Origin of the sequence: Marinilactibacillus psychrotolerans, from assembly GCF_900101525.1 — a bacterium.
Lineage (GTDB): Bacteria > Bacillota > Bacilli > Lactobacillales > Carnobacteriaceae_A > Marinilactibacillus > Marinilactibacillus psychrotolerans.
Genome location: NZ_FMZD01000018.1, coordinates 1 through 12,927, shown reverse-complemented (window position 1 = coordinate 12,927; position 12,927 = coordinate 1). Strand labels below are relative to the sequence as shown.

Here is a 12,927-nt window from a genome sequence, read left to right as displayed (position 1 = left end):
GATGGATTCATTTGAAGTAGCAGAAATTTTAATCAATGCACTGCCTTATATTCAGCAATACGATCAGAAAATGGTGGTCATTAAATATGGTGGTTCAGCAATGCAAAATGAATCACTGAAAAAGGCTGTTTTATCGGATGCTATGCTGCTGGCAAAAGTCGGAATTAATGTCGTTATCGTGCATGGCGGCGGTCCGCATATCAACCACTGGCTCAATAAAGCAAATGTAGAAAGTTCATTTGTGAACGGACTCAGAAAAACAGATTCTGACACGATGGAAATCGCTCAGATGGTACTTGCTGGGAAAATCAACAAAGATCTGACACGTATGATCCATTCTCTTGGTGGAAAAGCTATGGGAATTAGTGGTGTAGATGGCGGGTTGGTAACAGCCAAACTCAAAGATCCTGAAAACCTAGGTGCTGTAGGAGAAGTAACTAAAGTGAATACGCAAGTCATTAAAGATTTAGTGGGGAATGGATATATCCCAGTCATCGCTTGTATCGGTACAGATGAAAATGGTGAAATCTGCAATATCAATGGAGACGAAATGGCCAGTGGAATCGCTAAAGCTTTAGGAGCTGACAATCTGGTTCTGATGTCTGATATACCTGGTGTACTGGAAGACGCAGCTGATTCCACTACATTGATCAAACAGATTGAATTAAAAGAAGTAAATAGTTTGTACGAAAAGAATATTATCAGTGGCGGGATGATTCCAAAAGTCCAGTGCTGCACAGATGCAATCAAACATTCAGTAAGACAAGCAGTGATTTTAGACGGTAGAATGCCTCATTCATTAATCGTTGAATTTTTGACAGATAAAGGAATTGGTACATTATTTTATAAAAAGGACTGAACAGAAAGGAGTAAATGATGAATAGTATTGAACTGACTAATACTTATGTAACCCCAACCTATAACCGTATACCAGTAGTATTTGAAAAAGCAGAGGGCTATTATATTTATGATCAGGATGGAAAAAAATATCTGGATTTTACAGCAGGAATTGGAGTGAACTCACTAGGCTATCATCATCCAGATTGGGTAGAAGCTACACAGAAACAGTTAAGTCAACTACAGCATATTTCAAACTTGTACTACACAGAACCGAGCGCACAAGTTGCAGAAAAACTTTGTCTCCATACGGGAATGCAGCATGTACTATTCGTGAACTCTGGAGCAGAGTCAAACGAAATTGCGATTAAAGTCGCAAGAAAGTACGGACATGAACAAAGCCCGGATAAACATAAAATTCTTACTCTAAGCAATTCTTTCCATGGCCGTACGGTAACGACTTTATCTGCAACAGGACAGGATACGTTTCATAAATTTTTTGATCCTTTTACGGAAGGATTCGATTTTATCGAAACGAATAGTATAACGGACTTACATCATAAAGTAGATCAAGACGTCTGTGCCATTATGATCGAAATCGTACAGGGAGAAGGGGGCGTTGTTCCGCTAGAGTCAGATTTCATCCAAGCAATAGCAGATATCTGTAATCAAAAAAATATTCTTCTTATTATAGATGAAGTTCAAACAGGAATTGGTCGTACAGGAAAACTGTTTGCCTACGAACATTATGGACTTCAACCAGATATTGTTACGAGTGCCAAAGGACTCGGAAACGGTCTGCCCATTGGTGCAGCTATTTTAGGAGAAAAAGTCAAAGATGTGTTAGAAGCAGGTGACCACGGTTCTACTTTCGGCGGGAATCCTGTTGTAACAGCGGGGGCAAATGTCGTACTTGAAACCTTGACACCCGCATTTTTAGAAAAAGTCCATGAAAACAGTCTCTACTTGATAGAGAAACTAGAAGCGCTAGATGAGGTAGAAGAAGTAACTGGATTAGGATTGATGATTGGAATAACCTTTAAGCATACAACCGCAAAAGAAGTGTTATCCAAAGCAAAAGAGGAAGGGGTATTGTTTTTAACTGCCAAAGACAAGCTGCGACTGCTGCCGCCTCTTATTATAGATAAAGCTGCCATTGATGAAGCAGTCAACTGTTTAGACAAAGTCTTGAAAAAGGAAGAAGCGGAGGTCTTGAAATGAACCACTTACTAAAACTTTCTGATTTGACCAAAGAAGAATTGCTGTCTATTTTAGAGACTGGACATGACTTGAAGAAGAAGCTGAAAGATGGAATTGAAACGCCTTATTTAAAAGGAAAAACGTTGGGTATGATTTTCCAGAAAGCTTCTACTCGTACCCGAGTATCATTTGAAGTAGGGATGAGTCAATTAGGTGGAAAGCCGTTATATTTAAGTGCCAGTGATTTGCAGATGGGGCGTGGTGAGCCGATTGAAGATACAGCTCGAGTCTTATCTCGTTATTTGGATGCAATCATGATCCGTACATTCAAGCAAGAAGAGGTAGAGAGCCTTGCGGAGTATGGTTCTATTCCGATCATCAATGGACTGACTGACTTGTATCATCCCTGTCAGATTTTAGCCGATCTGATGACGATTCAAGAAGTCAAAGGATCGCTTGAAAACTTGAAGTTTGCCTTCGTAGGGGATGGAAACAATATGGCTAACTCCTTGATCGTTGGATCCTTGTTGGCCGGAGCATCAATTTCGGTGGCCTCACCTAAAGGATATCAGCCAGATGAATTGATCCTTGAAACGTACGGTAAAAATCCTAAATTTATTTTAACGGAAAACCCATATGAAGCTGTGAAAGATGCAGATGTCGTCTTTACCGATGTCTGGGCTAGTATGGGAGATGAGTCCGAAGCAGAAAAAAGAAAATTGATTTTTCAGGATCTGTATCAGGTAAATACAGAACTCTTATCGGTTGCCCAGCCAGAGGTGATGGTTCAACATTGTCTGCCGGCTCATAAAGAAGAAGAGATCACAACGGAAGTATTTGAACAACACGCGGATTATATTTTTGAAGAAGCTGAAAATCGTCTTCATGTTCAAAAAGCCGTTCTGGTTCATTTAATGGGGGTTCCAATGTATGCCAGCGAATTCAAATAAGATATGGCAAGGTAGATTAGGCGGGAGCAGCGCAGAGGAAGTCGATGTATTTAATTCTTCAATCAGCTTTGACTATGTACTCTATGAGGAAGATATTACAGGCAGCATTGCGCATGCTAGAATGCTGGGGAAACAGCAGATTATCTCTAAAGAGGATGAGCACAGTATTGTTGAAGGTCTCCAAGGGATTCTGATGGATATAAAAAATAATGACTTGATGTTCGATCCGACTGCTGAAGATATTCATATGTTTATTGAAGCTGAGCTGACCGATCGGATTGGAAATGCAGGTAAAAAGCTGCATACAGGTAGAAGCCGCAATGATCAAGTTGCGCTGGATTTAAGGATGTACACAAAAAAGCAAATTGCTGAAACCAAAACACAATTGCTGCAGTTTGAAAAAGTTATTCTTGATAAAGCGCAGGATCATATCCATACAATCATGCCCGGCTATACTCATTTACAAATTGCCCAACCGGTTACGTTTGCCCACCATATTTTAGCGTATGGACAAATGATTTCAAGAGATATCAACCGACTAGATGAAGCAGCAGAACATACAGATGTGATGCCCCTGGGAAATGGAGCACTGGCTGGAACAACCTATCCATTCGATCGTCAGTTTGTAGCAGATCAACTAGGGTTTGAGAAAGTGACGGCCAACAGTTTAGATGGCGTTTCCGATCGTGATTTTGTGATGGATACTGTATATGCCTTAAGCATGATCATGATGCATTTATCTCGTTTATCTGAAGAAATAATTGTATGGAGTTCTCAGGAGTTCTGTTTTATTGAGCTAGATGATGCTTTTGCAACGGGATCTTCCATCATGCCGCAAAAGAAAAATCCGGATGTAGCAGAACTGGTACGAGGAAAAGCAGGTCGAGCTTACGGAAACCTACAGACACTGCTGACTATGATGAAAGGTCTTCCGCTTGCCTACAACAAAGACATGCAGGAAGACAAGGAAGCATTATTTGATAGTATTCAGACAGTGAAAATTGCTTTATCTGCTATGATCCCAATGATTGACACTATGGAAGTGAAAGCTGATCGCATGCGAGAAGCAGCTTCAAAAGGATTTATCAATGCGACAGATTGCGCGGATTATTTAACTAAAAAAGGTGTCCCATTTCGAGAAGCGTATGGAGTAATTGGATCATTAGTTCAAACCTGTATAAAAAAAGCCATAACGTTAGAAGAAGTCCCACTGGAAACCTATCAGTCACTACACTCCCTGTTCGAAGAAGATATCTATGAAGCCATCAATTTAGATAACTGTGTAATTAAACGAGATATTGAAGGTGGCCCCTCACCGAAAGCGGTTATACAACAAATGAAACAGTTGAAAAGACAATTAAATACTGAAACAAAATCTTTATTATAAATCAATTTTTTTTTTTTTACAAGAACAAATGATATCAAGGAATAAGATGCAGTCAGAACGATATAATATAAATCATTTATTATAACTAGTAGTAATATTGTTCTCAGAGTTGTAAGAGGCTCATTTAAGTCTTAGTATTTAATTTGAAAATGCAAAATTTTCTCACACAAATGTTAGAATAAATGGTATAATTATTTGAAATAGTGAATGTGTAAAGGAGAACTACCTCTAAAAGAGAGAGTAACTTACTAGTTGAAGAATAACTTGGTGTTTGAATATTGAAAAATTATTAGGGCAATATATCAACTGAGTTATAATTATATAACTGACTGCAGTTCACTACATATTATGAATTAAGGGGAGAATAAATTGGCTGAAAAATTAAAACCACGTATAGATATTCCAGAAGAGTTGAAATGGGATTTAACAGCAATTTTTGAAACACAAGAAGAATTTGAAAAAGTAGCTGAACAACTTCCAAAAGATGTGAAAATATTTGCAGATAAATATTCTGGTAAATTGGATAATGTTGAATTATTAATTGAAGCGATCCAAGCCTATGAAGCATTAATGGCTAAAGCTTCTCATTTAGAACAATATGGAATATTACCAGTATCAGTCGATATTTTAGATAGTGAAGCACAGCAGCAAGCTCGCCACGTCTCAAATGTTTTAGCAAATGTGAGCGCTGATTTAAGTTTCTTTAATTCTCAAATCCAAGAAATAGATAAAACTACATTGAACCAGTTGATAGAAAAAGAACCGAAATATATACCGTTTGTTCGAAAAATTAAAGCTGCTAAAAAAGCTAAACTAGATCCAAATGTAGAAAAAGCTTTAGCACAACTTAGTCCAACGTTTGAAGCACCTTCTGAACTATTTGAACAAGCACGGTCCGCTGATGCAGACTATGGTACTTTTGAGGTAGATGGAAAAGAATATGAGTTAAGCTTTGTTTTGTATGAAGAAGTTTATATGTACCATAAAAATCCGAAAATTCGCCGAGCTGCTTATGATCAGTTTAATAAGGTGTTAGGTCAATATCAAAACGTAGTAGCGACTGCATATTATACACACTTGCAAAGTGAAAAAACATTAGCTACAATGCGTGGATATGATTCGATTTTTGATTACTTACTTGAAAGTCAGGAAGTGAGTCAGGATTTATACCATCGTCAAATCGATATGATCATGAATGACTTTGCACCGGTAATGCGCAAATTTGTTACCCATTTAAAAGAAGTTCACGGATTAGATAAAATGACCTATGCTGATTTAAAAGTAGATTTGGATCCTGATTATACTACGCCAATAACGATAGAAGAATCTAAAGATCTTGTAAAAAATGCTATGGCACCCCTTGGAGAAAAGTACGTTAATATGATTTTACGTTCTTATCCGGAACGTTGGACAGACTTTGCACAAAATATTGGGAAGCGTTCAGGAGCATTCTGTTCGACAACTTATGGCAAACACCCTTATGTAATGATTACGTGGACTGGGGAATTAACAGATGCATATACGCTATTCCATGAATTAGGGCATGCCGGTCAAGGTGTATTGTCAAATGAAAATAATCCACTAACTAGTGCAGAACCATCACTTTATCTGATTGAAGGCCCTTCAACCTTCAATGAATTATTACTAACAGATTATTTACAAAATAAATCTGAAGATCCTCGTATGGAACGGTCAGTTTTATCTAAAATGATTTCTAAGACCTACTTCCATAATTTTGTAACGCATTTACTTGAAGCTGCCTATCAAAGAGAAGTGTATAAATTAATTGATGCAGGTAAAAGCTTTGACGCTAAGAAACTTAGTGAAATTAAACGCAGCATACTGGAGCAGTTCTGGGGTGATGCAGTAGAGTTAGAACCAGGTGCAGAATTAACCTGGATGCGTCAAATTCATTACTACATGGGACTCTATCCATACACCTACTCTGCTGGCTTGACTATTGCCACTCAAGCATTCCTTAAAATTAAAAGTGGAGAAGAAAAAGTCGATGGCTGGTTAGAATTTCTAGCATTAGGTGGACAAAAGGTACCATCTGAAGCAACGTTAGTAGCTGGAGTTGACATTACAACAGATCGTCCCCTTTCAGATACAATCAAATATTTAGACCAATCTGTTGATCGTATCATTGAATTAACAGGAGAACTAAATAATTAGATCATCTATTAAAACAAAAACCTTTACAGATAAATTCTGTAAAGGTTTTTTAATATAACTATTGTAAAAGCGACTCTATTTAGATAAAATGAGACTAACTTATTTGAACGGAGGTGGAGGTTAGATGTTTCTAACTGCGAAGAAGCACGGAAAAGAAGAACTATATTTGTATATCTGCCGTGCAGAATTTTCTATTATTATTGCCTAAAGGGACCAGTCTGTCCAATTTTAGCAATTTAATAGTAGAATCGCAGCGGAAGTATCTCACCCCCACCATTAATATACAAAATGGGAGAGCAGACTCATGCTCTCTTTTTTGTTGCAGGTAGCCATAGGAGAGGACTCTTTTCTATGGCTATTTGTATAGATCAGCTTTTGTCTAATAAAGGTTCGGGCGTGAATGACAAAAGGAGAAAATGATGATGATTTGTACAATGAACGATGTTTCTCAAGCATATGGAGGAACTCAAATTTTTGAAAATATACAATTAGAAATAAAAGAAGGAGAAAAAATAGGATTAGTCGGAAGAAATGGAAGTGGTAAAACCACACTGATGAAATTGCTGGCACAAGCGGAACAACCAAGTAGCGGAATGATTCATTGGAAAAAGGGATGCTCAATTGGATATTTAGAACAAATACCTCATTATTCTAGAGGAATCATTGTGAAAGATATTTTACGTTCCGTATTTTACGATCTATTAGAAAAAGAAAAGCAAATGCAAAGTCTAGAGATGGAAATGAGCAACGAAAAAAATGCCGATCGTCTGGAGCAGCTAGTGGAAAAATATGGATACATCCAAGAAACCTATCTTCAAGAAGGAGGATATGAGATGGATGCTAAAATCCAGCAGATCACTCAAGGACTAAATATAAATCGGCTATTGGATAAGAAGTTCGAGATACTAAGTGGAGGAGAACAAACTAAAATTGGTTTAGCAATGAACCTTCTTAGAAATCCAGACTTGTTGTTATTAGATGAACCAACGAATCATTTAGATTTTTTAGCTACAGAATGGCTGGAACAGTTTGTTAGAAATTATAATGGAGCAGTAGTCATTATTTCCCACGATAGATACTTTCTGGATGAAGGCGTAAGCAAAATAATTGATCTAGAAGATGGTGAATGTACCATTTACCATTCTAATTTTACTGGGTATTTGAAAGAGAAAGAAGAAAAAGTTTTAAGAGAATTTCAAGCTTATGAAGAACAACAACGTAAAATAAAGAAGATGAAAGAAAGAGCAAAAACACTGAGAGAATGGGCTAATCGAGCAGTCCCACCTAATCCTGGATTGCATAAAAAAGCTCGGCATATGGAAAGAATGATCGAAAGAATGGAGAAAGTTAAAAAACCACATATCAGTAAACAAATGAAATTAGATATAAAAGCATCAGATCGAAGCGGGAAAGATGTTATCGTTACTGAAGGAGTAACCAAGTCTTTTGACGAAAGAGTACTATTAGAAGATGTGAATATTCATATTCGTTTCGGAGAAAAAGTGGCTTTAGTAGGGGAGAATGGTACTGGAAAATCGACTTTGTTGAAAATGATTTTAGGAGAAGAAAAAGCAGATTCTGGTCAAATAGATAGAGGAAGTAATATAAAAGTCGGCTACCTTTCACAACACTTATTCACTAATGAAAAAAGGGAGAGGGTGATGGATGTTTTTAAAGAGAACTTTCAGATGACCGAACAGGAGGCAAGGACGAAATTAGCTCGATTTTTGTTTTATGGAAAAGATGTTTTTAACCAAATTTCAGGACTAAGTGGCGGAGAGCGGATGCGATTGAGGTTAGCACAACTTATGGAAGAAGATATTAATTTTTTAGTATTAGATGAACCTACGAACCATTTAGACATTGAATCTAGAGAATTAGTAGAAGAAACATTAGAAAATTTTCAAGGGACCATTCTGGCAGTTTCTCATGACCGTTATTTTTTAGATAAAACATTTAATAAAGTGTACTGGATAGATGAACAAAAAGTAGAGTTTTTCCCCGGAAGCTATTCATGGGCAAAAAGAAAAAAAGAGGAACTAAATAATTAGACAGTATAAATAGTAATACCTTCTCTATAAATAAAATAGCGTAGAAAAATAACCTGATCGCTGTGTTACAATTATAAGGCGCAAAGAGACAAATACGAATAGTTTGCAAAATAGAAAAATGAAGTGAGAATGTTGGAGGCAATATGGATACAATAGATAAAACGTTGAAACACTACTATGGATATGATACGTTTCGTCCCGGACAAGAAGCATTGATTGATGCTATTTTGAATGGGAGAGACGTTTTAGGCGTGATGCCCACTGGTGGCGGAAAGTCACTCTGTTACCAAATCCCGGCTATCATACTAGATGGGGTAACGTTGGTTATCTCGCCACTAATTTCTTTAATGAAAGATCAAGTAGATGCACTGCAAACGATGGGCGTTAAAGCAGCATATATCAATAGTCAATTATCTTACTATGAACAACAAATGATTATTGATGAAGCAATCAGGAGTGAACTGGATTTATTATATATATCTCCAGAACGTTTGGGAAACGAACAGTTTTTGAACTCTGTTCGTCAGATGAACATTTCCTTAGTCGCAGTTGATGAAGCACACTGTGTTTCGCAGTGGGGTCACGATTTCAGACCTAGTTATCAAGCTATTCCACAAATTATGGATGCTTTACCTTCCAGACCGCCTTTTGCCGCATTCACAGCGACTGCCACAACGATTGTTCAACAGGATATGATTAATCAATTACGTTTAAACCATCCTTATCAGCATATTGCGAGTTTTGATAGACCAAATCTGTATTTTTCTGTAGTTAAACCGGATAAAAAGATTAATGAATTAAATCGGATTTTAGATAAAAAAGAATCTAGTATCATTTATTGTAATACCCGTAAAAATGTAGATACAGTCTATAAGTCACTTAACAAGAAAGGCTTTCCAGTAACGCGGTATCATGCAGGAATTGAACCGGAAGAACGTATGGCAAATCAAGATAAATTTCTATATGATGAAAAACCAATCATGATAGCAACAAATGCTTTTGGAATGGGCATTGATAAATCTAATGTACGAAAAGTTATTCATTACAATATGCCGCTTGATATGGAAAGTTATTACCAGGAAGCAGGACGTGCCGGCAGAGATGGAGCACCTGCAGAAGCTGTTCTTTTTTATTCAGCTCAAGATATTATTACGAATACAATGCTCATTGAGCAAGGCAATTCCCCCCATGCTAAGAAAAACTTGAACTCTATGATTACGTATTGTAAAACAGGAAACTGTCTTCGAAAAAGCATCTTAAAATATTTCAATCAAGAAGTCGAATGGCAGGACTGCGAGTATTGTTCGAATTGTGATGAAGAAACAATTACAACGGACATCACCGTTGAATGTCAGAAGATCCTATCCTGTATCTATCGAATGAAGCAAATGTACGGAACAGGACTTGTTACAGATGTTCTTCGTGGCAAAAAGACAAGTAGAATCCAACAAGTAAATTTCGATGCATTAAGTACGTATGGAATTATGTCAGATTATACAGATGGAGATATTAAAGATATGATCTCGATTATGGTTAGTGAAGACTATTTACAACTAGGCGGAGAACAGTACCCTGTTCTCCAATTTACACAGAAAACACCGGAGTTATTAAAAGGAAAAACAAAGCTAGCTATCCGTAAACAATTAAAACAAGAACCTGTCCATAAAAAGAAAGTAATCGAAAATATCGAGAATTATGACGAAGGCTTATTTGAACAGTTAAGAAATATGCGTACAACAATTGCTCAAGAAATTGGGAAACCGCCGTTTGTTGTATTTACAGATAGAAGTTTGATTGATATGGCTGCTAAGTTTCCTCATACTGAAGAAGAATTCCTTTCTATCAACGGTGTAGGAGAGACTAAACTAGCTGAGTATGGAGAAAAGTTTCTGCCGATTATTAAAAAATACGTAGTAGAACAAAACTTGCAGATTGAAGCATTGAGAAAACAGAATATAACAGAAAAAGAAATGACTAAACCAGTCAGTTCTTCAAAAAGTAACGGAAAAAACTCAATGGAAGAAACGATCGATCTTTTAAAAGAGGGACAATCTATCGAAGAAATAGCTGAATTAAGAGGATATACCACAAATACGATTATTAACCATATCTGTAAAGGAATTGAGCAAAATAAAGAAATTGGGTACGATCAACTAGTCTCTGCTGAAAATGAAACAGAAATTAGAAAAGCAGTGGAGATGGTTGGTGATGAATTCTTAAAACCGATAAAAGAAGCTGTAGACGAGTCGATTTCATATGAGGTTATCAAGTTTGTGTTGGCAAGAATGAAAAGCGAAGAAAGTAAGTCACTTAAATAAAAAAGGCAGTTATGCTCTTACGGTTTTTTGTAAGGCATAGCTGTCTTTTGTTTAAATAGTTATTGTGCAATACCTAAGGCAGATTGAGCAGCGTGCATACCGGCAACGCGCCCTGTAATAAAAGCACCTGTAATGTTGTATCCACCCGTATACCCGTTATAGTCTAGAATTTCTCCAGTAAAGTAAAGATGCTGCATCTTTTTACTTTCTAGTGTCTTAGGATTGACTTCTTTTGTGTTGACCCCGCCACCAGTAACGAAAGCTTTTTCGATCGGAAGCGAACCATTAACTGTAAAACGGAAGTCTTTAAAGAATTCGATAATTGAATCAATTTGTATAGGAGTCAATTGTTTTAAAGGTAGGCCATCTTCGATGTTTAATCTTTCAAGTCCAAACAATAAATAACGTTCAGGAACCATTCCTTTAAGGGAATTTTTCACACTTTTTTCCCCAGTTTCTTTAGCCAACTGAGCAATTTCCTGTCTTAGTTCATTGATGGTCTTATCCGGCAAAGCATCGATCATCATTGTAACTCGATCTGTCTTGTCTCGTTTCATAACTTGATGGACAAACATCGAACAACGAAGAACAGCAGGACCCGAAATACCAAAATGAGTAAAGATCATATCCATACGGTGAGAAATGGCTGCTTTCCCTTTTTTATTCAGCACACTCAAGTTAGCATCTCTTAAAGCTAAACCTTGTAATACTCTCTCTTCAATAAAAGTTTCATCAGAAGTAATTGGAACTTCAGTAGGATAAAGTGGTTTTAAGGTGTGACCAGCTTTTTTAGCCCATTGGTACCCATCGCCAGTCGATCCGGTCTTGGGCATTGCGCGTCCGCCGGTTGAGAGAATGATACTTTTAGCCAGTAGAGTTCGACCATCTTTTAAGAGGACACCTTTACTTTTTCCTTCCCCATATAAAACCGTATCTACAGGAGCATTGAGGAAGAGTTCAATTTTGTTTTCTTCCATGATTCTCTTCAAAGCTTCGACGATTGTTCTGGATTTATCAGTCGTTGGAAACATTCTTCCATGATCTTCTTCTTTTAAAGCAATTCCGTTTGAACGGAAAAACTTCATAATATCATAATTGTCATATTGGTAGAATGCACTATATAAAAAGCGCCCATTACCAGGAATGTGGGTAATAATTTCTTCTTTATCACGGTTGTTGGTTACATTACAGCGACCATTACCCGTTACAAGGAGTTTTCTTCCAAGCATTTTATTCTTTTCAACGACAGCAACTTTTGCGCCGGATTCTGCGGCAGAGATCGCGGCCATCATGCCGCTCGTTCCACCTCCAACGACAAGAACATCGTAGTGGGTCATGTTGTTTCCTCCTACTTACATTTGAACTACCCGTAACTGTACCATACATGAAGACAGTAATCTATATCGTTTCAAAAGAGTCGATAAATTGTAACGTATTTAGATTGTTATTAGAGCGACGTATAATACAAATACAGAAGCACCAACAAACGCCACACTCGTATTTTTATGATTTTCCACAAACTCCTCGGTAGCAATTAATAATGACGTAATACCAAGTCCTGTAAAAACTATATACAGTAAACCGAAAGATTGTGTGAGTAAAGTGTATAAGGAAATAATAAATGTCAATAAAGCAACTAGCTGTCTGGATCGTTTTAACAATCTTGAATTGTAAAATTAAGCTAGACGATTAAAAAGACCATATGTGGTACACTCATTCCAGATTTACAACCACGAAAATTAGGAGAGTGACCACAAATGGCCTACACCCATCTTACCATGGAAGACCTTGGATGGATAGAAACTTATCACACGATTGGACTATCTGCTTCAAAAATTGCAAATAAACTTGAACGATCAAAACAACCTGTCTGTAATGTAGTCAATTATCTTAAACAAGGATATACGATTCAAGATTACTAGGCACGCTATAAAAAGAATAAAAGCAACTGTGGTGCCAGACGTAAAACCTTTACTGGTAAAGAAATCCGTTACATTAAAGACAAAGTT

The 12,927-nt window shown here is 37.0% G+C and carries 9 protein-coding genes; 8 read left to right on the top strand and 1 reads right to left on the bottom strand.

All coding sequences use genetic code 11. The annotated features are described in order from the left end of the window. Nucleotide 1: 1 nt before the first annotated feature. The 7 genes from argB to recQ all read left to right on the top strand — a co-directional run bounded on the left by argB (nt 2) and on the right by recQ (nt 10,918). Nucleotides 2-859, top strand: a complete 858-nt coding sequence (argB, locus tag BLT22_RS09405; RefSeq protein WP_087057230.1) for an acetylglutamate kinase — start codon at nt 2-4, stop codon at nt 857-859. A 17-nt stretch (nt 860-876) separates the two neighbouring features. Then, nucleotides 877-2,058, top strand: coding sequence for an aspartate aminotransferase family protein (locus BLT22_RS09400; protein WP_091762784.1), 1,182 nt, complete (start codon nt 877-879; stop codon nt 2,056-2,058). Beyond that, nucleotides 2,055-2,987 carry an ornithine carbamoyltransferase gene (gene argF / locus BLT22_RS09395; protein WP_091762782.1) on the top strand — a complete coding sequence of 311 codons (933 nt, stop codon included), beginning with the start codon at nt 2,055-2,057 and terminating at the stop codon, nt 2,985-2,987. Before BLT22_RS09400 ends, argF begins: the two co-directional genes overlap by 4 nt. Beyond that, nucleotides 2,968-4,374 (top strand): argininosuccinate lyase, encoded by a 1,407-nt coding sequence (gene argH, locus BLT22_RS09390; RefSeq protein WP_091762780.1) that lies wholly within the window; start codon nt 2,968-2,970, stop codon nt 4,372-4,374. Before argF ends, argH begins: the two co-directional genes overlap by 20 nt. Before the next feature lie 369 nt (nt 4,375-4,743). Then, entirely contained in the window at nt 4,744-6,549 is a 1,806-nt protein-coding gene (pepF, locus tag BLT22_RS09385; protein ID WP_091762778.1) for an oligoendopeptidase F, read from the top strand. Nucleotides 6,550-6,968: 419 nt separating this feature from the next. Continuing rightward, nucleotides 6,969-8,600 (top strand): ribosomal protection-like ABC-F family protein, encoded by a 1,632-nt coding sequence (abc-f, locus tag BLT22_RS09380; protein WP_176935440.1) that lies wholly within the window; start codon nt 6,969-6,971, stop codon nt 8,598-8,600. 143 nt (nt 8,601-8,743) lie between these two features. Next, a complete protein-coding gene (gene recQ / locus BLT22_RS09375; RefSeq protein ID WP_091762775.1) occupies nt 8,744-10,918 on the top strand; it encodes a DNA helicase RecQ in 2,175 nt (724 codons plus the stop codon). 59 nt (nt 10,919-10,977) lie between these two features. Here the strand turns inward: recQ and BLT22_RS09370 are convergent, their stop codons facing one another. Next, complete coding sequence (locus tag BLT22_RS09370; protein WP_091762773.1) at nt 10,978-12,255, bottom strand: BaiN/RdsA family NAD(P)/FAD-dependent oxidoreductase; 1,278 nt, start codon at nt 12,253-12,255, stop codon at nt 10,978-10,980. A 420-nt stretch (nt 12,256-12,675) separates the two neighbouring features. Between BLT22_RS09370 and BLT22_RS12370 the strand changes: the two genes are divergently transcribed. Next, on the top strand, nt 12,676-12,840 hold the full coding sequence (locus tag BLT22_RS12370) for a hypothetical protein (protein ID WP_176935438.1): 165 nt from the start codon (nt 12,676-12,678) through the stop codon (nt 12,838-12,840). Nucleotides 12,841-12,927: the final 87 nt, after the last annotated feature.